Raw genomic sequence first — 23,212 nt, forward strand, 5'->3', positions numbered from 1 at the left:
AGGGCTGCACCTTCTTCTTGCCGGTCATACTCCGGGGGTGAGGGCCGCAGGCCCGAGGGGGCTGGCCCCCTTTGCGCAGAGAGATCAGGAAGCCTTCCGGTTCAGCTCCGGGAGGCTTCTTTCAGTTTGTAGAGCATCTCCAGCGCGTCGCGTGGGCTCAGCTCATCGGGGTGCAGCCCCTCCAGCATCTCGGACACGGCCTTCAGCCCCTCGGGCATTTTGGCGGGGGTGGGCGTTGGCGGCGGGGCGGCGGCGAAGAGCGGCAGGTCGTCTATGACCGCCTTGGGGCCGCCACCGCCGCTGCGTGCGTTTTCTTCGAGGGAGGCCAGCACGTCCCGCGCGCGGTCCACCACGCTGTCCGGCAGGCCGGCCAGGCGGGCGACCTGTACGCCGTAGCTGCGGTCCGCGGCCCCCATGCGCACCTCGTGCAGGAAGATCACGTCGCCCTCGTGTTCGCGCACCGTCACCGTGGCGTTCTCCACGCCGGGCAGGCGTTTGGAGAGCTCCGTCATCTCGTGGTAGTGGGTGGCGAAGAGGGCGCGGGCACGGTTGATCTCATGCAGGTGTTCCAGCACGGCCCATGCGATGGAGAGCCCGTCGTAGGTTGCCGTGCCGCGCCCGATCTCGTCCAGGATCACCAGCGCGCGCTCATCGGCCTGGTTCAGGATGGCGGCGGTTTCCACCATTTCCACCATGAAGGTCGACCGGCCACGGGCCAGGTCGTCAGAGGCGCCGACGCGGCTGAAGATCTGACTGACCAGCCCGACATGGGCGCTGGTGGCGGGCACGTGGCTGCCCATCTGGGCCAGCAGGGCGATCAGGGCATTCTGGCGCAGAAAGGTCGATTTACCGGCCATGTTGGGGCCCGTCAGCAACCAGACCGATGCCGCGTCCCCCTGGGGGACCAGCGCGCAATCATTGGCGATGAAGGGCGCGCCCTGCTTGCGCAGCGCCTGTTCCACCACCGGGTGGCGGCCACCCTGGATCTCAAGGGCGCGGCTGTCGTCCACCTTCGGGCGGGCCCAGTCCTCGGCGCGCGACAGGTCGGCCAGTGCCGTGGTCAGGTCGAATTCGGCCAGGGCGCGCGAGAGGTTCGTCAGGACAGGCGCGTTCTCCAGCACCGCCTCGCGCAGCGATGCGAAGAGCCGCTGTTCGATACCCTGGGCCTGGCCCGCGGCGTTCAGGATCCGCGTCTCCAGCTCCGAGAGCTCCGGCGTGGTGAAGCGCACCTGGTTCGCGGTGGTCTGGCGGTGCTTGAAGGCCTCCGACAGGGGCGGGGCCAGCATCTTCTGCGCATGGGTCGAGGTCACTTCGACGAAATAGCCCAGCACGTTGTTATGCTTGATCTTCAAGGAATTGATGCCGGTCTCTTCGGCATATTGGCTTTGCATGCCGGCGATCACGCCACGGCCCTCGTCGCGCAGGCGGCGGACCTCGTCCAGCTCTGCGTCATAGCCGGTGGCGATGAAGCCGCCGTCACGGGCCAGCAGGGGCGGTTCGGCGACCAGCGCCGCGTCCAGCAGCGACAGCAGCGCGTCATGGCCGGTCAGGTCCCCGGCGGCCTCCATCAGCAGCGCGGGCAGGCTGGCGCCGTCCAGCTGCCCGGCCAGCCGCTCTGCCTGGGCCAGGGCCGTGCGGATCGCGGCCAGGTCGCGCGGCCCGCCGCGTTCCAGCGACAGGCGCGACAGCCCGCGATCCAGGTCCGGCACCCGGCGCAGGGTGTCACGCAGCTCTGCGGACAGGCGGCTTTCCGCAACGGCGAAATCCACCGCGTCCAGCCGCGCCGCGATCCGCTGCAGTTCCCGCGAGGGCGAAGAGATCCGCCGTTCCAGCAGGCGCCCGCCCGCAGCCGTCACCGTGCGATCCACGGCCGACAGCAGCGATCCCGCGCGCCCGCCGTTCATCGCATGGGTGATTTCCAGGTTGCGCCGTGTGGCCGCGTCGATCTGCACGGTGCCGTCCAGTGCTTCACGTGACGGCGGGCGCAGCAGGGGCAGTTTGCCCTTCTGGGTGATCTCCAGGTAGTCGACCAGCGCCCCCATGGCGCTCAGCTCGGGCCGGGTGAAGGCACCGAAGCTTTCCAGCGTGCCGACCTTGAACAGCCGTGTCAGCCGGTCCACCGCGCCGGTGCTGTCATAGCTGGCCCGCGACAGCGGCGTGAGGGAGATCCCGAATTCTTCCACCAGCAGGCGCAGCTCGGGTTCTTCGGCATCGCTCACCAGCAGCTCGGAGGGCATCAGCCGCGCCAGCTCCGGGCCCAGCTTGACCGCTGGCAGCGGCATCGCCTGGAAGGCGCCGGTCGAGATGTCGACCCAGGCCAGCGCCGCCGCGTCCCGTACGCTGGCGTATGCCGCCAGGAAGTTGTGCCTGCGGGCCTCAAGCAGCGAATCCTCGGTCAATGTGCCGGGCGTGACGAGCCTGACGACATCGCGTTTCACCACGGATTTCGACCCGCGCTTCTTGGCTTCGGCGGGGTCTTCCATCTGCTCGCAGACCGCCACGCGGAAGCCCTTGCGGATCAGCGTCAGCAGGTAGCTTTCCGCCGCATGGACCGGAACGCCGCACATCGGGATGTCCTCGCCCAGGTGCTTGCCGCGTTTTGTCAGTGAAATGTCCAGCGCGCTGGCTGCTGCCTCGGCATCGTCAAAGAACATCTCGTAGAAATCGCCCATCCTGTAGAACAGCAGGGCATGGGGATATTGTTCCTTGATTTCAAGGAATTGCGCCATCATCGGGGTGACGTTTGCAGCGGTGTTCATGGGGCCTCTTCGCGCTTTGGCACAGAGTATCGAAAGCCGCTTGGGGGCGAAAGCGGATACCTGGCCCTGACCCCCGTCTCTGTTGAGAAGTATCCGCGCCTCGGGTATGACGCCCGGACACCTGGAGGATGACCACATGACGAAAAGCCGGATCAGCCGCGAAGATGCGCTGGCGTTTCACCTCGAACCCACCCCCGGCAAGTTCGAGATCACGGCCACCGTGCCGATGACGACCCAGCGGGATCTGAGCCTGGCCTATTCCCCCGGCGTGGCCGTCCCCTGCGAGGCAATCCATGCGGCGCCCGAGACCGCCTATGATTACACCAACAAGGGCAACCTTGTGGCCGTGATCTCCAACGGCACCGCGGTCCTGGGCCTGGGCAACCTTGGCGCGCTGGCCTCCAAGCCGGTGATGGAGGGCAAATCGGTGCTCTTCAAGCGCTTTGCCGATGTGAACTCCATCGACATCGAGCTGGACACCGAAGACCCCGAGAAGATCATCGAGGCCGTGCGCCTGATGGGGCCGACGTTCGGCGGCATCAACCTTGAAGACATCAAGGCGCCGGAATGCTTCATCATCGAACAGCGCCTCAAGGAAGAGATGGACATCCCCGTCTTCCATGACGACCAGCACGGCACCGCCGTGATCTGTGCCGCCGGGCTGATCAACGCGCTGCATATCAGCGGCAAGAAGATCGAAGAGGTGAAGATCGTCCTGAACGGGGCAGGGGCCGCCGGCATCGCCTGCCTTGAGCTGCTCAAGGCCATGGGCGCGCGCCATGACAATTGCATCATGTGCGACACCAAGGGCGTGATCTACCAGGGCCGTACAGAGGGCATGAACCAGTGGAAATCGGCCCATGCCGCCACCACCGAGGCCCGCACCCTGGCCGAAGCCATGGATGGCGCAGATGTCTTCCTGGGCGTCTCCGTGAAGGGCGCGGTGACGCAGGAGATGGTGAAGTCGATGGCGCCGAACGCCGTGATCTTCGCCATGGCCAACCCGGATCCCGAAATCACCCCCGAAGAGGTCCACGAGGTCCGCGAGGATGTGATCGTCGCCACCGGGCGCTCGGACTATCCCAACCAGGTCAACAACGTCCTGGGCTTCCCCTACCTGTTCCGTGGCGCGCTGGACATCCATGCGCGCGCCATCAACGACGAGATGAAGATCGCCTGCGCCGAGGCCCTGGCAAAGCTGGCCCGCCTCGACGTGCCGGACGAGGTGGCCATGGCCTATGGCCGCGCGCTGACCTTCGGGCGCGATTACATCATCCCCACGCCCTTCGATCCCCGGCTGATCCACGTGATCCCGCCGGCGGTGGCCCGGGCGGGGATGGAAACCGGCGCGGCCCGGCGTCCGATCGTCGACATGGAAGCCTATGAACATCACCTGAAGTCGCGCATGGACCCCACGGCCTCCATCCTGCGCGGGCTGAACGCACGGGCGCGCAAGGCGCAGGCGCGGATGATCTTCGCCGAAGGCGACGACCCGCGCGTGCTGCGCGCTGCGGTGATGTACCAGCGCTCCGGCATGGGGCAGGCCATCGTCGTCGGCCGTGAGCCAGAGGTGAACCAGCTTCTGACCTCCCTCGGCCTCTCGGACGCGGTGGGGGAGCTGACCGTGACCAACGCGGCCACCACTCAGCACCTGGAAAGCTACAAGTCCTTCCTGTACGGGCGCCTGCAACGGCGCGGCCACGACAGCCAGGATGTCCACCGCCTTGCGGCGCGGGACCGGCATGTCTTCTCCGCGCTGATGCTGGCCCATGGCCATGGCGATGCGATGATCACCGGGGCCACCCGCAAGTCCGCCCATGTGATGGAGCTCATCGGCCACGTCTTCGACGCGGATGCCGAACATGGCGCAGTGGGCACCACCGCCATCCTGCACAAGGGGCGCATCGTCCTGATCGGCGATACGCTGGTGCATGAATGGCCCGATGAAAATGACCTGGCCGATATCGCCGAACGCTCCGCAGAGGTCGCCCGCGACCTGGGGCTGGAGCCGCGCGTGGCCTTCGTCAGCTTCTCCACATTCGGCTACCCGGTCTCTGAACGGGCCGAAAAGATGCACCTGGCCCCCAAGGTCCTGGAATCCCGTGGCGTCGATTTCGAATTCGAAGGCGAGATGACCGTGGACGTGGCGCTCAATACCAAGTCGCGGGCGCATTACCCCTTCTCGCGGCTCACGGGCAACGCCAACATCCTTGTCGTGCCGGCACGCCACTCCGCCTCCATCTCCGTCAAGCTCCTGCAGGAGATGGCCGGAGCCACGGTGATCGGCCCGATCCTCTCGGGCGTCGACAAGCCGGTGCAGATCTGCTCGACCGGCTCCACGGTGAACGACATCCTCAACATGGCCGTTCTGGCCGCCTGCAAGGTGAAGTGACGTGACCCTCTGGAACCTGGGCTCGGTCAATGCCGACGTGGTCTTTCGCGTGCCCCACATGCCCGCGCCGGGCGAAACCCTGGCAGCCACCGACTACCAGAAGGGCCTGGGCGGGAAGGGGGCGAACATGTCCGTCGCCGCCACCCGCGCGGGCTCTGTCGTGGAACATATCGGCGCGGTGGGCGAAGACGGCCTCTGGCTGAAAGACCGGCTGGCCGGCTACGGCGTCGGCACCACCCACCTGGCAGAGATTCCCGGCCCCCAGGGCCAGGCGATCATCCTGCTGGATACGGAGGGTGAGAACCAGAGCGTCCTGCTGCCCGGCTCCAGCCGCGCGATTGACCAGGCGCTGATCGCCCCCGCGCTCTCTGCCGCCGCAGCCGGGGATATCGCCGTCTTCCAGAACGAAACCTCCGGCCAGGCGGTCTTTGCCAAGGCGGCGAAGGCGGCCGGGCTGCGCCTGGCCTATGCGGCGGCCCCCTTTGAACCCGAGGCGGTGCAGGCCGTGCTGGAACAGCTCGATATCCTGGTGATGAACCAGGTCGAAGCCGCCCAGCTGGAACAGGCCCTTGGCCTCGCGCCGGAAGCCCTGCCGGTGGCCGACGTTGTGATCACCCTGGGCGCCAAGGGCTGCCGCTGGGTGGAAACCGCGACCGGCCAGTCCCGCGACTACCCCGCGCCAAAGGTCACCCCCGTGGATACCACCGGGGCGGGCGACACCTTCACCGGCTACCTGCTGGCCGGGCTCGACCAAGGGCTGGACATGGCCGATGCCATCGACCAGGCGCAGCGCGCGGCGGCCCTCATGGTGACCCGCGTCGGCACCGCGGACGTGATCCCGGCGCGCGACGAACTCTGATCGCGGCGGGGGCACGCCCCCCCGCTGCCCACCGCCTACGATCTCCTCACGGCCTCGTGATCGCGGCTACGGCAACCCTGTCGTCCCCCTCTTCGTGTCTACTGGCAACCGGGTCGCAAGGACCTGGCCCAGAAACCGACATGGAGATCCCGAATGACCCGTATTCTTGCCGCCGCCGCCCTTGGTCTTGCCGCCCTCACCGCTCCGGCCCTGGCCGATGACCATTCCATGGCCATGGTCGAGGCCATGGACCAGGATGTCTCCAACGGGATCGTCAGCGCGTCCAGGATCATGGCGCCAGAGAACGGCTGGATGGTCGTCCACCGCACCGATGCAGAGATGAAGCCGGGCCCCGTCGTCGGCTACGCCCCGCTGCGCGCCGGTGAAAACACCGACGTGGCCGCGATCCTGCAGGAAGAGGTCGCCCCGGGCGACATGCTGATGCTCATGGTCCATTCAGAGGCCGGCGGCATGAAGACCGGCATGTTCGAATACACCCTGGGCGCCACCGAAGACGGACCGATCAAGCCCGACGGCATGCTGGTGATGAAGACCATCTCTGCCAAGTGACCACCGCCCCCTGATGGCTCCCCCGGATGTACCCCCCAAGGCATCCGGCCGCCGTCCTCCGGGCGGCACCTGCGAAAGGGCCGGGACGGCAGTCCCCGGCCCTTTCCTCTGCGCGGACGAGACGCGGCAACCGCACCGTCACGGCACCGCGACAGGGCGCTACCCCAGCACCTTGCCCAGCTTCATCGCCACGGACATGTCGCCCGAGATTTTGATTTTGCCGAAGGCAAAGGCAGTCATCGGGTTCAGATCGCCGGCCATCAGCTTCACCAGGTTCTTGCGGCTGATGTGCACGGTGCAATCGGCCGGGGCATCGGCCAGCTGAACGGCCCCGTCACTTACCGTGATCGCGCCATCCGCCCCGCAATCGAACTTCACGGAATTTTCCAGCGTCCGGCGCTCCAGCCCTCGGGCGATCTTCGCGGCTATCTCTTCCATGGTCATGGTCTCTCCTCCACCAGGGCTCGTCCGGCCCAAAGGGCCCGACCCCGAAGGCCCCGCCAAGCATGACCTGAGGGAGGTTGACGCAAACGTAACGTCAGACCCGCCGCCGCCGGGCAAACGCGCGCCGCCCCCATCGAGGGGGGGCCACCCGTCTCCCTGCCTGCGGCAGGTCGGCCCGGAACACCACCCCCGCCAACCCGATCCACCCCTCTCCTTCATCTTGCCGAAAAACTCCCGCCGGAGGCATCCGCCGCCCGCCCTCCCGTGACCGGCCCGATCCTTCCGCCCGACCTCCGGCCTTCAGACTCCCTTAATATCCCCCTCATCCCCCGCGCGCTGCGCACCGACGTGATACCGACGCTAGACCGACGTGAAACAGACGCGGTACAGATGCCCCCGGACCCGGCCTCCAGACACGAAAAACGGCGCCCGAAGGCGCCGCCATTTTCGTCTCGCACGTTGGTCTCGCAGGGCCGGCTCGGGCCTTACTTCATCCGCTTGTTGCGGGCCGCCAGCAGCTTCAGCCGAAGGGCGTTCAGCTGGATGAACCCGGCGGCATCCTTCTGGTCGTAGGCACCGGCGTCCTCTTCGAAGGTCACATGCGCCTCGGAGTAGAGCGAGTGATCCGACCAGCGGGCAACGGTCCGTGCGGAGCCCTTGTAGAGCATCAGCTTCACGGTGCCGGACACAAATTCTTGCGATTTGTCGATCAGCGCCTGCAACATCTCGCGTTCCGGAGAGTACCAGAACCCGTTGTAGATCAGCTCCGCGTAGCGCGGCATGATCGAATCCTTCAGGTGGCCGGCGCCGGAATCCAGGGTGATCTGCTCGATGCCGCGGTGGGCTTCCAGCAGGATCTCACCGCCGGGCGTCTCGTAGACACCGCGGGACTTCATCCCGACAAAGCGGTTTTCCACGAAGTCGAGACGCCCGATGCCGTGGATCCGGCCCAGGTCGTTCAGCTTGGTCAGGATCGTCGCCGGGCTCATCGCCTCGCCGTCGATGGCAACCGCGTCGCCTTTTTCAAAAGTGATTTCAACGTATTGCGGGGCATCCGGCGCGGTGACGGGATCCTCGGTCCGCTGGTAGACGTAGTCGGGCGCCATGTCGGCAGGATCTTCCAGCACCTTGCCTTCAGAGGAGGTGTGCAGAAGGTTCGCATCGACCGAGAAGGGCGCCTCGCCGCGCTTGTCCTTGGCGATCGGGATCTGGTTCGCCTCGGCAAACTCCAGCAGCTTGGTGCGGCTGGTCAGGTCCCATTCCCGCCAGGGCGCGATCACCTTTATCGCCGGGTTCAGCGCATAGGCTGAAAGCTCGAACCGCACCTGGTCATTGCCCTTGCCGGTGGCCCCGTGTGCCACGGCATCGGCGCCGGTTTCCTCAGCGATTTCAACAAGTCGCTTGGAAATCAGCGGCCGCGCGATGGAGGTGCCCAGCAGGTAGAGCCCCTCGTAAACCGCATTGGCGCGGAACATCGGGAAGACGAAATCGCGCACGAATTCCTCGCGGACATCCTCGATGAAGATGTTCTCGGGCTTGATCCCCAGCAGCTCGGCTTTCTTGCGGGCTGGCTCAAGCTCTTCCCCCTGGCCGAGATCGGCGGTGAAAGTGACAACTTCGCAACCATATTCGGTTTGCAGCCACTTCAGGATGATCGAGGTATCGAGGCCGCCGGAATAGGCCAGGACGACTTTCTTGGGCGCGGACATGCTATTTTCCTCATTCGGAGTTTCCCGCGCGATAGCGGGTTTTTGCCAACAGGGCAAGCAACTGCCCAGGGAACGGGTTGACCTAAGGGCCTGCCGCGTGATGGTTGCGCCGAATTTTAGAGGGTACCGATATGATCGCTTGGCAGTTGTTCAGACATTCCGTTTCGCTTGTTTTCAGGAATTTTTCACAGGCGCTGCGGATCTACCTGCTGCCGCTGCTCATTCTTGGCGCGCTGACGGTTCTGTTTATGTGGTCGGACCTGTCGTTTCTGATGCAGTTGAACACAGACTTCGTCGATGGCGATCTTGTGCCCGGGTTTTCGGCGGGCTTCCTGGGCAAGCTGGGGCTGCTGGTCCTGATCGGTGTGGTGGTCATGATGTGGCTGGCGGTCGCCTGGCATCGCTTTGTGCTGCTTGAGGAAAAGCCGGACAAGCTTCTGCCCCGGTTCAACGGGGCGCAGATCTGGGCATATTTCAAAGCGGCTGTGCTGCTCTGGCTGGTCGGGGTGGTGCTTTCGGTGGGCTTCATGTTGATCATTGCGCTGTTCGCGGCCCTGATTTCGGGGGGGACGGCGGCGATGGTCCTGATGATCGCCATTGTTGTCGTGGTATGCTTGGCCGCTGCCGTCTTGATGTTGCGGATCGCGATTACCCTGCCCGCGGCGGCGATCGGGCAGCCGCTTTCCCTGCGCCAGGCAATGGCGGGGACGCGGAACGCAGGCGGCACGCTGTTGCTGCTTGTGATATTGATCGGGGTGGTCTCGGCGGTCCTGCAGATCCCGGCAGAGTGGTTTCTGGCGACGGGGTCGATGACCGCCTACGTGGCCTATTCGGTGGTGCTGCAGTTTCTGTCCACCATCGTCGGCGTGTCGATCCTGACAACGCTTTACGGCTACTACATCGAGGAACGTCGCCTGGGCTGAGCCCCTTGCAAAGCCGAAGGCACAGGCGCAAGACAGGTGCATGAGCGATTTTAGGACACATGCCACAGAGGCCATGCAGGCGATGCGCGCGGTCTTTCCGGCCACGCCGCTGCTGCGCAACGATCACCTTTCGGCCAAGTACGACGCCGATATCTGGCTGAAAAGAGAGGACCTGACCCCGGTCCGCAGCTACAAGCTGCGCGGCGCCTTCAACGCCATGCGCAAGGTCGACGGGGCCTCTGCCTTTGTCTGTGCCTCGGCGGGCAACCACGCCCAGGGGATGGCCTTCATGTGCCGTCATTTCAAGGTGCCCGGCGTTGTCTTCATGCCGGTGACGACCCCGCAGCAGAAGGTCGACAAGACCCGCATCTTCGGCGGCGAGTTCATAGAGATCCGCCTGACCGGCGACTACTTCGATGACACCCTGGCCGAAGCCCAGGCCTATTGCGCCCAGTCGGGCGGGCACTTCCTGGCCCCCTTCGATGATGAGGACGTGATCGAAGGCCAGGCCTCTGTCGCGGCCGAGATCGAGGCAGAGCTGCCCGGCTTGGCCGACCTGATCGTGCTGCCCGTGGGCGGGGGTGGCCTCTCTGCCGGGGTGACGCGCTATTTCGCCGGGCGCATGGGCATCCGCTACGTGGAACCGGAAGGCGGCGCCTCGCTCAAGGCCGCGCTGCAGGCCGGATCGCCCGTGACCCTGCCAAAGGTCGACAGCTTCGTGGATGGGGCCGCCGTGGCCCGCATCGGCGCCAGGCCCTTCAGTTATCTCGCCCAGGCCGCGCCCGCCCAGGTCATCACCGCGCCCGAAGACCGCATCTGCCTGACAATGCTGGAAATGCTGAACGTCGAGGGCATCGTGCTGGAACCGGCCGGCGCGCTCTCCGTCAATGCGCTCGAGGACCTGCGCGGAGAGATCCGCGGCAAGCGGGTCATCTGCGTGACCTCCGGCGGCAACTTTGATTTTGAACGCCTGCCGGAAGTGAAGGAACGCGCACAGCGCTACGCCGGGCTGAAGAAATACTTCATCCTGCGGATGCCGCAGCGCCCGGGGGCCCTGCGCGATTTCCTGGACCTCCTCGGGCCGGAGGACGACATCAGCCGCTTTGAATACTTGAAGAAATCGGCGCGCAACTTCGGCTCTGTCCTGATCGGGATAGAGACCGCGCGGGCAGAGAACTTCGCCCGCATCCTGGCAGAGATGGAAGGGGCAGGGATCACCTACCGCGACATCACCCGCGATCCGGTTCTGGCGGAATTCCTGATCTAGCAGAGGGCCTTGCGCGGTCCGGGGACGCCGCGTGCGGCCCCCGCGACCTGTCAGGCGGCCAGCCGCGCCTCAAGCTCCGCAAGGAAAAGGGCGCGGCTTTCGGCATAGGTCCGGCGCAGCTGCTCAAGGTCCGTGGGCACGCCGGCGGCGGCGTTCCGTTCGCCTTGCGCGCAGAGCCCCGCGAAACTCTCGAACCCAAGGTTCAGCGCGCTGCCCTTGAGCGTGTGAAACAGCTCTTCCTGCCGCGCATCGGGGCCAAGGGCGGCCAGGTTTTCCTCCACCTCCTCAAGAAAGATCTCCACCACCTCGGGGAAATTTTCCGGCCCGACATCGTCGCGCAGCTCCAGAACCTGCTGCCAGCAGATCATCGCATGTCCTTTCCAAGCCTGCCGGAAACCTAGGGCGTACGCCTTACCGAAAGCTGAAACGACGCGGACAATTTGACCTTTAAAAGGCCTTTAAATGCTCACCCTTATCGGTGACATGAGGCGCTTGCGAAAAGGGACGTATTGGTGGGATCACATGTCGGCTGAACCGCTTCAGAAGACCGGACCGGACCGGGGACGGGCGGACCATGCGGGCATGGATCCGGCCAGCGTGACGCGCCGGGTGCTGGTGGTGGATGACAGCCGCTTGCAGCGCCGCATCCTGACCAGCCTGCTGACCTCCTGGGGGTTCGAGGTGACGGAAGCCGCCAGCGGGGAAGAGGCGCTGGCGATCTGCCAGGCCGGCGCGCCGGAGCTGATCATCAGTGACTGGATGATGCCGGGGATGAACGGGCTCGCCTTCTGCCGGGCCTTCCGCGACCTGGAATCGGATCACTACGGCTACTTTATCCTGCTGACCTCAAAGAATGAAAAGATGCATGCGGCGCAGGGGCTTGATGCGGGGGCGGATGACTTCCTGACCAAGCCGGTGAACAAGGATGAGCTGCGCGCGCGGCTCAATGCCGGGGAACGCATCCTTGCGATGCAGCGCCTGCTGACCTCCCAGAACCGGATCATCCGCCAGACGCTGGAAAAGCTGCAGGCAGCGCATGATTCCATCGACAGCGACCTGCTGGAAGCCAAGAAGCTGCAGCAAAGCCTGGTGCGCGAACGGCACCGCAATTTCGGCCCGGCGCAGATCTCTCTTCTGCTGCAACCGGCCGGGCGCGTGGGCGGGGACCTCGTGGGCTATTACCCGGTGGATGGCACCAGTTTCGGCTGCTACGCGATCGACGTCTCCGGCCATGGCATCAGCTCTGCCCTGCTGACGGCGCGGATCGCGGGCTATCTTTCTCCGGCGGTGCCGGAACAGAACGTCGCCCTGCGCGCGCTGCCCGATGGCGGATTTGCACACCGCGCGCTGGAAGAGGTGGCGCAGCACCTCAACGCGCTGGTCCTGGGCGAAGTCACGACAGAGCATTACTTCACCATGGTCCTGGCCCATTTCGACATGGAGACGGGGCAGATGCGCATGGTGCAGGCGGGGCACCCCCATCCGATCCTGCAACATGCCGATGGCCGGCTGGAAGAACTGGGGCAGGGCGGCCCGCCCATCGGCCTGCTGCCCGGCATGGCCTTCGAAGAGGTGCAGGTGCAGCTTTGCCCCGGTGACCGGGTGCTGATCCAGTCGGACGGGATCATCGAATGCCCCGATCCCCAGGACAGGCTGCTGAATACCGAAGGGCTGTGCCGCATCCTTGACCGGCTGAGAGAGGTGCGCGGAACAGCCCTGCTGGAATCCGTGGTCTGGATGTTGGCGGATTACTACGGCGGCGGGGATTTCCCCGATGACATCTCTGCGGTGCTGCTGGAATACCCCGGCCCGGCGTGACCTGTCGGCGCTGGGGAGATCGGGCCCTAGAGTCAGACCCGCAGGGGGCGATCAGATCAGCGCGGCCAGTACATCCCGGTCGCCCTCGCTGGCGATCAGGTCCACCGCCAGCTCTGGGGCCAGCCAAAGCGCGGTGTGGTCGGGCTCCATCGGCTCTGACCGCTTCATCACAGGGCGCGCCAGGAAGACATGGCACAGCTTTTCCGCGAACATCTCGTAATCGGGCATCCAGACGAAACGGCGGTAAACGCCGATGCGGCGCGGGGCGGCGATGCTCCAGCCGGTCTCTTCCCAGACCTCGCGGTGCAGCGCCTGCAGGGGGCTTTCCCCGGCATCGATTCCCCCGCCGGGCAGCTGGAACTCGGGCTCGGGTGCGGCCTGGAAGGTCATCAGCAGCTTGCCGTCGCGCGGAAGGATGGCATATGCACCGGGGCGCAGCGTATAATCCTGTCCGGAAATCGGGGGGTTACCATAACGACGCATGGTCTCTCCTTGAAGCTGGCTCGCTTGCCCCTTACCTCGCACCGCTGTATGCCAAGAGCAAGCGGATAGGAAATTCCCATGACCCTCAGCACGAAAACTGCCTGGGACGACACCGTTTTGCCGTTCCAACTGGACGGCGCGGACACGCGTGGCCGGGTTGCCCGGCTGGACGGCGTGCTGGACGGGATCCTCAAACAGCACGATTATCCCCCGGTCGTCGAAGCCCTGGTGGCCGAAATGGCCCTGCTGACCGCCCTGATCGGCCAGACCATCAAGCTGCGCTGGAAGCTGCAGCTTCAGGTCCAGTCCAAGGGCGCGGTGCGCATGATCGCCACCGATTACTACGGTCCCCAGGAAGAGGGGCAGCCAGCGCGCATCCGCGCCTATGCCAGCTTCGACCGGGATCGCCTGACCGAAGAGGCCCCCTTTGACCAGGTCGGCGAAGGCTACTTTGCCATCATGATCGACCAGGGCCAGGGCATGCAGCCCTACCAGGGGATCACCCCGCTGGCCGGTGGCTCTCTCACCTCCTGCGCAGAGGCCTACTTTGCCCAGTCCGAACAGATCCCGACGCGCTTCGCGCTCTCCTTCGGACGCTCCACCGAAATGGGCGGGGAAGAGCATTGGCGCGCTGGCGGCATGATGATCCAGACCATGCCCAAGGCGGGGATGCACGTGGCCGAAGGCTCCGGCGAAGGCGGGCTGCTGCTGGCCCAGGACCTGGTGGCCGGGGACGCGGAAGTCGAAGAGAACTGGAACCGGGTGAACCACCACCTGAACACCGTCGAACAGCTTGAGCTGATCGGCCCCACGGTGGCCCCCACGGACCTGCTGGTGCGGCTCTTCCACGAAGAGAAACCGCGTGTCTTCGACGCCCAGCCGGTGCGCTTCGGCTGCTCTTGCTCCGAAGACAAGGTGCGCCAGTCGCTCTCCATCTACTCGGCCCGCGACATCGAGAAGATGACGACGGACGAAGGCACCGTTACCGCGGATTGCCAGTTCTGCGGCGCCCATTACGTGCTGGACCCGAAGACCGTCGGCTTTGAAGCCAAGGGCGATGAGGGCTGAGCCGGCCAGCTTTGAACGGATTGCCGCGGCGCTTCGGGCGCCGCGTGCACCGTCGTCGGATTTCGACCTGAACCCGGATTACCGCCTGCCGCCCGATCGCAAGCTGCGTCCGGCAGGGGTGCTCTGTGCGCTTCTGAACGTCGACGGCGAACTGCGGGTCATCCTGACCGTGCGCAATTCGCGGCTGAAACACCATCCGGGCCAGATCGCCTTTCCCGGCGGCAAGCAGGATCCGGGCGATGCCGACCCCACCGCCGCCGCCCTGCGCGAGGCCCGGGAAGAGATCGGCCTTGATCCCGCCAACGTGGAGATCCTTGGCAGCCTGCCCAGCCATGAGACGGTGACCGCCTTCCAGGTGACCCCCGTCGTGGGGCGCATCCGTGATCCCTTCGCCTTTCGTCCCGAACCCGACGAGGTGGCAGAGGTCTTTACCGTGCCGCTGTCCCACCTGCTGACACCGGCCAATTACACCGTCCAGTCGCGCCGCTGGCAGGGGATGGACCGGCACTATTTCACCGTGCCCTGGGGCCCTTACTACATCTGGGGGGCCACGGCCCGGATGCTGCGGATCTTCGCAGAGGCCATGCGCGACGCAGAGGTCGCCGCCGAATGACCCGGATCACCGCCGCCTGGCTGCGCGCACCCGCGTCCCAGGCCGTCTGCCAGGCCCTGACGGCCGCCGGGCACCAAGCGTGGTTCGTTGGCGGCTGCGTGCGCGATGCGCTGATGGACCTGCCCGTGGGCGATATCGACATCGCCACCGATGCCCACCCCGAAGACACCCTGCGCCACGCCCGGGCCGCGGGGCTGAAGGCGATCGCCACGGGGCTGGACCACGGCACGATCACCGTGATCTCTGCCGGGCAACCGCATGAGGTCACGACCTTCCGCCGCGACGTGGAGACCGATGGCCGCCACGCGGTGGTGGCCTTTTCCGACCGCATGGAAGAAGACGCCCGTCGCCGCGACTTCACCATGAACGCGCTCTACGCGGCGCCCGATGGCAGGGTGCGCGACCCGCTGGGGCTGGGGCTAGCCGACCTGGCCGCGCGCCGCCTGCGCTTCATCGAAGACCCCGCGCGCCGCATCCGCGAAGATTACCTGCGCATCCTGCGCTTCTTCCGCTTCCACGCCCGCTTTGCCGATCCCGCCGAAGGCTTCGATGTCGAAACCCTGGCGGCTATCGCGGAGAATGCCGATGGGCTTGAAGGGCTGTCGCGCGAAAGGGTCGGGGCAGAGATCACCAAGCTGCTGGCCACCCGCGATCCGGTCCGGGAAGTGGCCACCATGGCGCAGATCCACATCCTGTCCGGCCTGGTGCCGGGGGCGGACCCAAGGGCGCTTGGACCGCTGGTGCATCTGCAGCAGGCGGCAGGCCTTGGCCCGGACTGGCGCGCACGCCTTGCCGCGCTGACCGGAGAGGACATGACCGCGCCGCTGCGCCTGTCCCAGAAGGACGCCAACATTACCCGCCTGATGCGGGAAGAGGCCGCAGAGACGCGCGGACCGGGGGAGCTGGGCTATCGCCACGGGGCAGAGGTGGCGCAGCAGATCCTGCTCCTGCGCGCCGCCCTTCTGGAAATGCCGCTCGACCACTCCGGCCTTGCTGCCGCACGCGACGGGGCGGGGCAAAGCTTTCCCATCGGCGCGCGGGACCTGATGCCCCGCTACAAGGGGCCGGCGCTTGGCGCCCGGCTCAGGCAGCTGGAGGCCCGCTGGATCGCCTCTGGCTTCACGCTCGACCGGGAGGCACTGCTGGAAGAGTCGCCCCCCGGCGACTAGGCAGGCACCGCCCCGGGCCTCACAATCGCGCCATTGCGGCGCTTGGGCTTGAACGAACCCCTCACGCGGCGGATAAACGCAGCGAAAGGGACATCATGTTTCATCCCGAAAAGCTTATCGACCCCTTCGCACCGGCCCGCGGTGCGCCCCCCGACACGCTCCTTCGCTTCATGGGCTGGCTCCTGCGGGGGGCCTTCCCGGCGCTGATCCTCGCGGCCTGCCTTGCGGCGCTGGCCGGCGGGATGGAGGCCGTGACGGCCTGGCTTCTGGGCCGCGTGGTCGATGGCGCCGATGCCTCCGGGCCAGAGGGGTTCTTCACCACCGCCAACATGGCGCTGCTGGCCGGAGCCGTCGGCTTCTTCCTGATCGCGCGCCCGCTCTTCTTCGGGCTCTCCACCGTGGCCAATGCCATGGTGGTCATGCCCAATGTCTTCTCGCTGGTGCTCTCCAAGCTGCACCGCTGGACCCTGGGCCAGTCCGTCACCTTCTTTGACAACGATTTCGCCGGGCGTATCAGCCAGAAGCAGATGCAGACCGCGCGCGCCATGACGGACGTGGCCTTCGAGACGATCAATACCTGCGCCTTCGCCCTGGCCTCCGTCGGCGGGGCTGTGGCGCTGATGATCTCCATCAACCCCTGGCTGGGGCTGGGCTTTGCCGTCTGGCTGGCCGGCTACCTCTGGCTGGTGGCCTTCTTCCTGCCCCGCATCCGCAAGCGCGCCGGGCATCGCGCGGCGGCAAGGGCCATGGTCTCGGGGCAGATCGTGGACACGATCACCAACATCAAGACGGTCAAGCTGTTCGCCCATGCGGATCAGGAAGACCGCGCGGCCCTTGGCGCCCTGTCCAGCTACCGCGACTCCGCCCTGGCCTTCGGGCGCCTCTCCAGCACTTTCCGCATCCTGCTGACGATGATGGGCGGCCTGCTGCCCGTGATGCTGGTGGGCGGCGCGCTGGCCTTCTGGTCCGCCGGTATCTCCACCGTGGGGGATATCGTCGCCGCCGGGGCCGTCTCTGTCCGCATGGCGCAGATGACCGGCTGGGTCAGCTTCTCTCTCATGGGGATTTACGGATCGGTCGGTGAGGTGGAGGACGGGATGAAGACCCTGGGCCGCGCCGTCCGCCTGCAGGACGCCGATGATGCCACGGAGCTTGCCGTGCCAGAGGCGCGGATCCTCTTCGATGACGTCAGCTTTGCCTACGGGCAGAAGAAGGGCGGCATCCAGGGCATCCGGCTTGAGGTGGCGCCGGGCGAAAAGATCGGCATCGTCGGGGCCTCCGGCGCGGGCAAGTCCACGCTGGTCTCGCTGCTGCTGCGGCTCTACGACCCGGAAGGGGGCAGGGTGCAGATCGACGGCCAGGACATCGCCCATGTCACCCAGGACAGCCTGCGCCGCAACATCGCGCTGGTCACCCAGGATACCGCCATGTTCAACCGCTCCGCGCGGGAAAACATCCTCTACGGCCGGCCCGGCGCGACCGAGGATGAGATGATCGCCGCCGCCCGCAAGGCAGAGGCCGATCACTTCATCCGCGATCTTGTCGACCACGAGGGCCGCGAAGGCTACGAGGCCCGGCTGGGCGAACGCGGAGTGAAACTCTCCGGCGGGCAGCGCCAGCGCATCGCCCTGGCACGCGCCATCCTCAAGGATGCGCCGATCCTTGTCCTGGACGAGGCGACCTCGGCCCTGGATTCGGAAGTGGAGGCACAGATCCAGTCCGCCCTGGAACGGGTGATGCAGGGCAAGACGGTCCTGGCCATCGCCCACCGCCTGTCCACCATCGCCCACATGGACCGCATCGCGGTGCTGGACGCCGGCGAAGTGGTCGAAATCGGCACCCATGAACAGCTGCTTGCCAACAAGGGCGTCTACTGGCGCTACTGGTCACGCCAGTCCGGTGGGTTCCTCGATACGCAGGATGCAGCCGAATAAGGCGCGGAATAGGGCTTTGCCGAAGCGCTCACCCGCGATAACAGGCGGCATGGAAACCTACCTGATAGAGAAACTTGGCCACCACGGCGACGGCATCGCCGCCGGACCGGTCTTTGCCCCCATGACGCTGCCCGGCGAACGTGTCACCGGCACGCTCAACGGCGACCGGCTGGAAAACGTCAAGATCGTGGAGCCGGCGCCGGAACGCGTGGCCGCGCCCTGCCGCCACTTCCGCTCCTGCGGGGGCTGCTCCGTGCAGCACGCGGGGGATGACTACGTGGCCGCCTGGAAACGGGGCATCGTGGAAACCGCGCTGCGCGCGCAGGGCATCGACGCGGTCTTCCCGCCGGTGCTGACCTCTTCGCCGGCCTCGCGCCGCCGCGCCTCTCTCTCTGCCCGGCGGACGAAATCCGGGGCAATCGCGGGCTTCCATGGACGGGCCTCCGGCGCGATCGTCGAGATCCCCGATTGCAAGCTGCTGCACCCCGACCTGATGCGCGCCCTGCCGGTGGCCCAGGCGCTGGCCGTGACCGGCGCAGGCCGCAAGGCAGAGCTTTCCGTTCAGGCGACGCTCTCCGAAGGGGGGCTTGATATCTCCGTCATCGGGGGCAAGCCGCTGGATGAACCCCTGCGGCTGGCGCTGACCCAGACGGCCCAGGAACAGGACATCGCCCGCCTGGCCTGGGAGGGAGAGCTGATCGTCACCCGCCAGTCCCCGGACCAGCGCTTTGGCCGCGCCCGCGTGACGCCGCCCCCCGGAGCTTTCCTGCAAGCCACGAAAGAGGGGGAACAGGCGCTGCTCGATGCGGTGCTTGAGATCACCAAGGGCGCCAAGACCGTCGCGGACCTCTTTGCAGGCTGCGGCACCTTCGCCCTGCCGCTGTCCGAACGGGCAGAGGTGTTGGCGGTGGAGGGCGACCGCGCCATGACCGCCGCGCTGGAAACCGGCTGGCGCCGGGCCGGCGGCCTGCACAAGCTTCAGGCCCGGATGCGCGACCTTTTCCGCGACCCGCTGCGTGACGATGACCTCAAGGGGCTCGACGCCGTGGTCATCGACCCGCCCCGCGCCGGGGCAGAGGCCCAGACCCGCGCACTGGCCGACGCCGGCGTGCCGCTGATCGCCGCGGTGTCCTGCAACCCGGTGACCTTCGCCCGCGATGCGCGGGTGTTGCTGGCGGCAGGCTACGTCATGGGACCGGTGCAGGTGGTGGACCAGTTCCGCTGGTCGTCCCACGTTGAACTGGTGGCCGGCTTCACGAGACCGTGAGGGCGCGCGTGATTTACCCGCTTCTGGAAAGCCCCCGATTCTGCTACCTTCCCGTGCAAACATCGAAGCAAAAAAAGCGATAAACGATGATACGGGCAGTGTTGATCCTTGTCCTCGCCCTCACGGTGGCGGGGTGTTCAAGTAAATTCAAAACCTACAACGGGCCGGAAGTGACCCGCGTCTACGTCTTCAAGCAGGACCGGCGGATGTACCTGATGCATCACGACCAGGTGCTGAAGGCCTATGACATCGACCTGGGCAACGCCCCGGTCGGGGCCAAGCAGTTCCGCGGTGACGGCAAGACGCCGGAGGGGGTCTATCACATCGACCGCCGCAACCCGAACTCCAGGTACCACCTTTCGGTCGGGATCTCTTATCCCAACCTCAACGACCTGGCCTTTGCCGAGTCGCAGGGCAAGAACGCGGGCGGGGATATCTTCATCCACGGGGAAAGCCAGGAACGCGGCATCGGCGGCGGGCCGGACTGGACGGCGGGCTGCATCGCCGTCTCCGATGACGAGATAGAAGAGATCTACTCGATGCTGCGCGAAGGCACGGTCATCGCCATCTTCCCCTAGGCCCCTCACCGGGCAAGGACAGGGCCCCGCCAACCGGCGGGGCCCTTTTTAGTTGTGACAACAGGGACATGCGCCTGGGCCTGACTCAGCCCGCCAGGGCCTCTGCATCGCGCCCGGCAGGCTGGCAGAAGGGGCTGTCCTCATCCGTCACCGCGCGCCAGACCGCCTGCACCACGTCCTCGGGGCGTGTGGGCTCTTCGTCGCTGCCGGCGTTGAACCCCTCAAGGGCGCTGGCGATGAAGGGGGCATAGTCCGCCGGGGCCTGCGGGGCATCGGACATGATCGCCCGCGCATTGCTGCCAAAACGGGTGCCTGGCGCGCGGCCCGGCAGCACCAGCTGGGTGCGGATGCCGAGCGGCGCCAGCTCAAGCGCCAGGCATTCGCTGAAGGCATTCACCGCCGCCTTGCTGGCGGTATAGACCGGCACCAGCGGCAGCGGCAGCAGCGTGACCGAGGACGAGACATTCACGATCACCCCCGCGCCACGCGCCCGGAACCCGGGCAGGAATGCGCGGATGACCTCGAAGGTGCCGAATGTGTTGGTCTCGAAGATCTGGCGCAGGCTCTCCGGCGTCGTGGCCTCGAAAGGGGCCATCCAGCCGATCCCGGCATTGTTGACCAGCGCATCCAGCGGCCCGGCCTCTGCCACGGCGGCGGCGATGCTGGCGGGGTCCGTCACGTCCAGCGGCAGGATCCGCAGCCGCTCGGACTCCGGCAGCAGGGTCGGGTCGGGGGTGCGCATCGTGGCCACCACCTGCCAGCCCCGGGCCAGGAAATGCCGCGCGATCTCCAGTCCGAAGCCAGAGGAACAGCCGGTGATAAGGATCGTCTTCATGGGAAGTCTCCTGTGGTTGGGTCCTACCCATATCGACAGGAAGCCTCGTACCTTCTACCATGGATAATCCAGCTTTCTTTACCCATAGTCCGAAAATGCCCGAAACTGACCTAAGCACCGCCACGCCTGTCGATCCGCTGTCAGAGGTGATCTCGCTTCTGCAACCGCGCGCGCCCTTCTCAAAGCTGGTGATGGCGCGCGGCGCCTTCCGGGTGCGCCGGGACGACGTGCGGGGGGTGTTCTACTGCATGGTCCTTGCGGGACGCATCCAGATAGAGGTGGACCAGCGCGCCCCGGCGCAGCTGGCCGCGGGTGATTTCATCCTGGTGCCGGATGTGCTGCCCTTCACCCTTTCCAGCCGTGATCCCGCCCCGGCGGCGGGCCAGCAAACCCGCATCGAGCGGGCGGCGGACGGGGTCCTGAACATCGGCGGCCGGCAGGATGGGGCAGGCGCGGCCCCGGTGCAGCTGCTGATCGGCCATTGCAGCTTTGGCTCGCCAGACCGGGAGCTCTTGCTGTCCCTCCTGCCCGAAAGCGCTCTGGTGCGGGGCGAAGACCGGCTTGCCGCGCTGGCCACCCTGGTCCGGGATGAGGTCCACGCGGCCCGGCCCGCCCGCGATAGGGTGCTGGAGCATCTTTTGCAGGTCCTGATGATCGAAGCCTTCCGCTCTGCGCCCACGCAGGCCACGCCGGGCCTGCTGCGCGGCCTCTCTGATCCGCGCCTGGCTCCGGCCCTGCGCGCGCTCCACGGCGCTCCAGGGGCCGCCTGGAGCGTCCCCCTGCTGGCGGCAGAGGCGGGGCTGTCGCGCTCTGCCTTCTTCACGCGGTTCAACCGGATCGTCGGGCAGCCGCCCATGGGCTACCTGCTGGGCTGGCGCATGACACTGGCCCGGCACATGCTGGGCGGCGGACAGATGGGGATCTCGGAAGTCGCGCGGCGCACTGGCTACGGCTCGGCCAGCGCCTTCACCACGGCCTTCACCCGGCACAATGGCACGACGCCGGCGCGCTACGCGCGGGAAATGGCCTGACGGCAGGGCAGAACGGGCGGAAATTCGCGCAAAGCGGGATCGACAGGGATGCGCGCGCAGGCCCGGTCAGGCCTGTCGCGGGGAAATCCTGCTGGAAACCGGGGTCTCAGCCCTGGTTGGCGGCGAAGCTCATGAAGGTACCGCCGGTGCGCTGACCCAGGACCATGGTCCACCAGATCTTGCCGTTGCGATCCTGGTGCCAGGCAAAGCCCAGGTCCGTGGCCGAAGGGTCCAGGATGATGCGCCGGGTGTCTTCCTCGTCCATCCAGGCCGCCAGCGTCTCGATCTCCGTCTCGAAGGTTTCAGAGATCGTCTCGCCCACGAGCACGCCCGGATAGCCCACGCGCTGCACCCGGTCGATGGGCGAAGAGCCGTCCGATCCGAAGTGCCAGGGCCTGCCCTGGTTGGACATGTCGTTGGAATGGGTCTGAGCGGCAGCCGTCAGTTCAGAGTTCAGCTGCAGGCTGCCGGCGCCTGCGGCGGCCCGCAGCGTGTTGACGGAATCAAGCACTTCATAGGGGATCGTGTTCTCTGCCCGCGACGGGATTCGATAGAGCTTGGGCAGGGGCCTTCCATCCGATCCCAGCTGCCCCGTCGACGACGGCGGCGTCGGGGCGCATGCGGAAAGAGCAACAAGGATCGTGGTGGCCAGTATGGTGAAACGCATGAAATTCCTGCCTGGGAAAGGTCTTGGGTCTAGGCTTATCGCGCCCGGTGAACGGATTCAAACGCACAAGCCTGTGATTAGGTTCAATTACACTTCTTTGATTTGCGACTGCGCCCCAACAGCCATACCATAGCACACCACTTCCGATAAGCCGGACGGAGACAGTGATGCCCAGCCCCATCGACAAGCCCAAGACCCGCCGCAGCTTCCTTGCGGGCGGCGCAGCCTTCCTGGCCACGCCCGCGCTCGCGCAGCAGGTCCCCGATACATCCGAGGGGTATTCCACGCCCTTCCAGAATTCCACCGAGGTCGAGCGCGACCCCAGCGAGGTGGTGCGCCACAACATCTCGTCCTTCCGCGCGCTGGACTGGCGGCCCTATTTCGACAACACCAAGAACGGTGCGGTCCTGGTCGACATTTCCTCGCGTGCGCTGCACTTCTGGTCCGAGGACCAGTCGATCTACAAGCTTTACCCGACCTCCGTTCCCCTGACCGAGGATCTGACCCGTCGCGGCCGCACCTCCGTCATCCAGAAGGTCGTGGCGCCCACCTGGCGGCCCACCCCGTCGATGCGTGAACGCAACCCTGAGTGGCCCAGCGTGGTCGAGGGCGGCGCACCGGACAACCCACTGGGACCGCTCGCACTTTACCTCAGCTGGACCTACTACCGGATCCACGGCACCCACGACACGCGGAAAATTGGCCGCCGGTCTTCCAACGGGTGCATCGGGCTCTACAATGAGCATATCACGGAGCTCTTCGACCTCACCGAGGTTGGGACCCAAGTGTTGCTAATTTGACGACATTTCCCTGTGGTACGTAGGCC

Annotated in this window: 21 protein-coding genes; 14 read left to right on the plus strand and 7 right to left on the minus strand. The window is 66.3% G+C overall.

Features of this window, described 5'->3' with window-relative positions; genetic code table 11:
- Positions 1 to 101 precede the first annotated feature (101 nt).
- Positions 102 to 2,759: a DNA mismatch repair protein MutS gene (mutS, locus tag HCZ97_RS09340; RefSeq protein ID WP_254871440.1), complete on the minus strand. Its 2,658-nt coding sequence runs from the start codon at positions 2,757 to 2,759 to the stop codon at positions 102 to 104.
- A 136-nt stretch (positions 2,760 to 2,895) separates the two neighbouring features.
- Here mutS and HCZ97_RS09345 point away from each other — a divergent pair, with 136 nt between their 5' ends.
- The 3 genes from HCZ97_RS09345 (at position 2,896) to HCZ97_RS09355 (ending at position 6,580) form a co-directional block, all read left to right on the plus strand.
- Positions 2,896 to 5,151: an NADP-dependent malic enzyme gene (locus HCZ97_RS09345; protein WP_167688437.1), complete on the plus strand. Its 2,256-nt coding sequence runs from the start codon at positions 2,896 to 2,898 to the stop codon at positions 5,149 to 5,151.
- 1 nt (position 5,152) lies between these two features.
- Positions 5,153 to 6,010 (plus strand): ribokinase, encoded by an 858-nt coding sequence (locus HCZ97_RS09350; protein WP_167688438.1) that lies wholly within the window; start codon positions 5,153 to 5,155, stop codon positions 6,008 to 6,010.
- A gap of 153 nt (positions 6,011 to 6,163) precedes the next feature.
- Positions 6,164 to 6,580, plus strand: coding sequence for a hypothetical protein (locus HCZ97_RS09355; RefSeq protein ID WP_167688439.1), 417 nt, complete (start codon positions 6,164 to 6,166; stop codon positions 6,578 to 6,580).
- A gap of 159 nt (positions 6,581 to 6,739) precedes the next feature.
- Here the strand turns inward: HCZ97_RS09355 and HCZ97_RS09360 are convergent, their stop codons facing one another.
- Both HCZ97_RS09360 and HCZ97_RS09365 read right to left on the minus strand, forming a co-directional pair.
- Positions 6,740 to 7,024, minus strand: coding sequence for an SCP2 sterol-binding domain-containing protein (locus tag HCZ97_RS09360; protein ID WP_167688440.1), 285 nt, complete (start codon positions 7,022 to 7,024; stop codon positions 6,740 to 6,742).
- Between the two features lie 485 nt (positions 7,025 to 7,509).
- Positions 7,510 to 8,733, minus strand: coding sequence for an argininosuccinate synthase (locus HCZ97_RS09365; RefSeq protein WP_167688441.1), 1,224 nt, complete (start codon positions 8,731 to 8,733; stop codon positions 7,510 to 7,512).
- A 131-nt stretch (positions 8,734 to 8,864) separates the two neighbouring features.
- Here HCZ97_RS09365 and HCZ97_RS09370 point away from each other — a divergent pair, with 131 nt between their 5' ends.
- On the plus strand, positions 8,865 to 9,656 hold the full coding sequence (locus tag HCZ97_RS09370) for a hypothetical protein (RefSeq protein ID WP_167688442.1): 792 nt from the start codon (positions 8,865 to 8,867) through the stop codon (positions 9,654 to 9,656).
- Positions 9,657 to 9,696: 40 nt separating this feature from the next.
- Complete coding sequence (ilvA, locus tag HCZ97_RS09375; RefSeq protein ID WP_167688443.1) at positions 9,697 to 10,923, plus strand: threonine ammonia-lyase IlvA; 1,227 nt, start codon at positions 9,697 to 9,699, stop codon at positions 10,921 to 10,923.
- 50 nt (positions 10,924 to 10,973) lie between these two features.
- Here the strand turns inward: ilvA and HCZ97_RS09380 are convergent, their stop codons facing one another.
- A complete protein-coding gene (locus tag HCZ97_RS09380) occupies positions 10,974 to 11,291 on the minus strand; it encodes an Hpt domain-containing protein (RefSeq protein ID WP_167688444.1) in 318 nt (105 codons plus the stop codon).
- Between the two features lie 154 nt (positions 11,292 to 11,445).
- Between HCZ97_RS09380 and HCZ97_RS09385 the strand changes: the two genes are divergently transcribed.
- Positions 11,446 to 12,741 (plus strand): PP2C family protein-serine/threonine phosphatase, encoded by a 1,296-nt coding sequence (locus HCZ97_RS09385; protein ID WP_368484343.1) that lies wholly within the window; start codon positions 11,446 to 11,448, stop codon positions 12,739 to 12,741.
- A gap of 51 nt (positions 12,742 to 12,792) precedes the next feature.
- Here the strand turns inward: HCZ97_RS09385 and HCZ97_RS09390 are convergent, their stop codons facing one another.
- Positions 12,793 to 13,224 carry an NUDIX hydrolase gene (locus HCZ97_RS09390; protein ID WP_167688445.1) on the minus strand — a complete coding sequence of 144 codons (432 nt, stop codon included), beginning with the start codon at positions 13,222 to 13,224 and terminating at the stop codon, positions 12,793 to 12,795.
- 78 nt (positions 13,225 to 13,302) lie between these two features.
- Here HCZ97_RS09390 and HCZ97_RS09395 point away from each other — a divergent pair, with 78 nt between their 5' ends.
- From HCZ97_RS09395 to HCZ97_RS09420, 6 genes are all read left to right on the plus strand, one after another.
- Positions 13,303 to 14,292 carry an Hsp33 family molecular chaperone HslO gene (locus HCZ97_RS09395; protein WP_167688446.1) on the plus strand — a complete coding sequence of 330 codons (990 nt, stop codon included), beginning with the start codon at positions 13,303 to 13,305 and terminating at the stop codon, positions 14,290 to 14,292.
- Positions 14,282 to 14,905 carry a CoA pyrophosphatase gene (locus HCZ97_RS09400; RefSeq protein WP_167688447.1) on the plus strand — a complete coding sequence of 208 codons (624 nt, stop codon included), beginning with the start codon at positions 14,282 to 14,284 and terminating at the stop codon, positions 14,903 to 14,905. The genes HCZ97_RS09395 and HCZ97_RS09400 overlap by 11 nt, the downstream gene beginning before the upstream one ends.
- Positions 14,902 to 16,074, plus strand: coding sequence for a CCA tRNA nucleotidyltransferase (locus HCZ97_RS09405; RefSeq protein ID WP_167688448.1), 1,173 nt, complete (start codon positions 14,902 to 14,904; stop codon positions 16,072 to 16,074). The genes HCZ97_RS09400 and HCZ97_RS09405 overlap by 4 nt, the downstream gene beginning before the upstream one ends.
- 95 nt (positions 16,075 to 16,169) lie before the next feature.
- Complete coding sequence (locus tag HCZ97_RS09410; RefSeq protein WP_167688449.1) at positions 16,170 to 18,008, plus strand: ABC transporter ATP-binding protein; 1,839 nt, start codon at positions 16,170 to 16,172, stop codon at positions 18,006 to 18,008.
- Positions 18,009 to 18,057: 49 nt separating this feature from the next.
- Positions 18,058 to 19,275, plus strand: coding sequence for a class I SAM-dependent RNA methyltransferase (locus tag HCZ97_RS09415; RefSeq protein WP_167688450.1), 1,218 nt, complete (start codon positions 18,058 to 18,060; stop codon positions 19,273 to 19,275).
- Between the two features lie 86 nt (positions 19,276 to 19,361).
- Positions 19,362 to 19,853 carry a murein L,D-transpeptidase family protein gene (locus HCZ97_RS09420; RefSeq protein WP_167688451.1) on the plus strand — a complete coding sequence of 164 codons (492 nt, stop codon included), beginning with the start codon at positions 19,362 to 19,364 and terminating at the stop codon, positions 19,851 to 19,853.
- Between the two features lie 85 nt (positions 19,854 to 19,938).
- Here HCZ97_RS09420 and HCZ97_RS09425 read toward each other — a convergent pair whose 3' ends face one another.
- Positions 19,939 to 20,688, minus strand: a complete 750-nt coding sequence (locus tag HCZ97_RS09425) for an SDR family oxidoreductase (RefSeq protein WP_167688452.1) — start codon at positions 20,686 to 20,688, stop codon at positions 19,939 to 19,941.
- A gap of 95 nt (positions 20,689 to 20,783) precedes the next feature.
- On the opposite strand from HCZ97_RS09425, the gene HCZ97_RS09430 reads away from it, so the two are divergent.
- Entirely contained in the window at positions 20,784 to 21,719 is a 936-nt protein-coding gene (locus tag HCZ97_RS09430) for an AraC family transcriptional regulator (protein ID WP_175581680.1), read from the plus strand.
- Positions 21,720 to 21,825: 106 nt separating this feature from the next.
- Here the strand turns inward: HCZ97_RS09430 and HCZ97_RS09435 are convergent, their stop codons facing one another.
- Positions 21,826 to 22,386, minus strand: coding sequence for a CAP domain-containing protein (locus tag HCZ97_RS09435; protein WP_167688454.1), 561 nt, complete (start codon positions 22,384 to 22,386; stop codon positions 21,826 to 21,828).
- A 167-nt stretch (positions 22,387 to 22,553) separates the two neighbouring features.
- Here HCZ97_RS09435 and HCZ97_RS09440 point away from each other — a divergent pair, with 167 nt between their 5' ends.
- Positions 22,554 to 23,186 carry a L,D-transpeptidase gene (locus HCZ97_RS09440; protein ID WP_167688455.1) on the plus strand — a complete coding sequence of 211 codons (633 nt, stop codon included), beginning with the start codon at positions 22,554 to 22,556 and terminating at the stop codon, positions 23,184 to 23,186.
- Positions 23,187 to 23,212: the final 26 nt, after the last annotated feature.

It is taken from the genome of Pseudooceanicola sp. HF7, assembly GCF_011806405.1.
Taxonomy (GTDB): domain Bacteria; phylum Pseudomonadota; class Alphaproteobacteria; order Rhodobacterales; family Rhodobacteraceae; genus Pseudooceanicola.

What these genes read in the sequence shown, in the direction of transcription:
- HCZ97_RS09395 (WP_167688446.1), top strand. Translation starts at nt 13,303, where the DNA reads ATGACCCTCAGCACGAAAACTGCCTGGGACGACACCGTTTTGCCGTTC.
- HCZ97_RS09380 (WP_167688444.1), bottom strand. Translation starts at nt 11,291, where the DNA reads ATGATCTGCTGGCAGCAGGTTCTGGAGCTGCGCGACGATGTCGGGCCG.
- mutS (WP_254871440.1), bottom strand. Translation starts at nt 2,759, where the DNA reads ATGAACACCGCTGCAAACGTCACCCCGATGATGGCGCAATTCCTTGAA.
- HCZ97_RS09345 (WP_167688437.1), top strand. Translation starts at nt 2,896, where the DNA reads ATGACGAAAAGCCGGATCAGCCGCGAAGATGCGCTGGCGTTTCACCTC.
- HCZ97_RS09360 (WP_167688440.1), bottom strand. Translation starts at nt 7,024, where the DNA reads ATGACCATGGAAGAGATAGCCGCGAAGATCGCCCGAGGGCTGGAGCGC.
- HCZ97_RS09420 (WP_167688451.1), top strand. Translation starts at nt 19,362, where the DNA reads ATGATACGGGCAGTGTTGATCCTTGTCCTCGCCCTCACGGTGGCGGGG.
- HCZ97_RS09440 (WP_167688455.1), top strand. Translation starts at nt 22,554, where the DNA reads ATGCCCAGCCCCATCGACAAGCCCAAGACCCGCCGCAGCTTCCTTGCG.
- HCZ97_RS09430 (WP_175581680.1), top strand. Translation starts at nt 20,784, where the DNA reads ATGCCCGAAACTGACCTAAGCACCGCCACGCCTGTCGATCCGCTGTCA.
- HCZ97_RS09370 (WP_167688442.1), top strand. Translation starts at nt 8,865, where the DNA reads ATGATCGCTTGGCAGTTGTTCAGACATTCCGTTTCGCTTGTTTTCAGG.
- HCZ97_RS09390 (WP_167688445.1), bottom strand. Translation starts at nt 13,224, where the DNA reads ATGCGTCGTTATGGTAACCCCCCGATTTCCGGACAGGATTATACGCTG.
- HCZ97_RS09405 (WP_167688448.1), top strand. Translation starts at nt 14,902, where the DNA reads ATGACCCGGATCACCGCCGCCTGGCTGCGCGCACCCGCGTCCCAGGCC.
- HCZ97_RS09385 (WP_368484343.1), top strand. Translation starts at nt 11,446, where the DNA reads ATGTCGGCTGAACCGCTTCAGAAGACCGGACCGGACCGGGGACGGGCG.
- ilvA (WP_167688443.1), top strand. Translation starts at nt 9,697, where the DNA reads ATGAGCGATTTTAGGACACATGCCACAGAGGCCATGCAGGCGATGCGC.
- HCZ97_RS09365 (WP_167688441.1), bottom strand. Translation starts at nt 8,733, where the DNA reads ATGTCCGCGCCCAAGAAAGTCGTCCTGGCCTATTCCGGCGGCCTCGAT.
- HCZ97_RS09435 (WP_167688454.1), bottom strand. Translation starts at nt 22,386, where the DNA reads ATGCGTTTCACCATACTGGCCACCACGATCCTTGTTGCTCTTTCCGCA.
- HCZ97_RS09410 (WP_167688449.1), top strand. Translation starts at nt 16,170, where the DNA reads ATGTTTCATCCCGAAAAGCTTATCGACCCCTTCGCACCGGCCCGCGGT.
- HCZ97_RS09415 (WP_167688450.1), top strand. Translation starts at nt 18,058, where the DNA reads ATGGAAACCTACCTGATAGAGAAACTTGGCCACCACGGCGACGGCATC.
- HCZ97_RS09355 (WP_167688439.1), top strand. Translation starts at nt 6,164, where the DNA reads ATGACCCGTATTCTTGCCGCCGCCGCCCTTGGTCTTGCCGCCCTCACC.
- HCZ97_RS09400 (WP_167688447.1), top strand. Translation starts at nt 14,282, where the DNA reads ATGAGGGCTGAGCCGGCCAGCTTTGAACGGATTGCCGCGGCGCTTCGG.
- HCZ97_RS09425 (WP_167688452.1), bottom strand. Translation starts at nt 20,688, where the DNA reads ATGAAGACGATCCTTATCACCGGCTGTTCCTCTGGCTTCGGACTGGAG.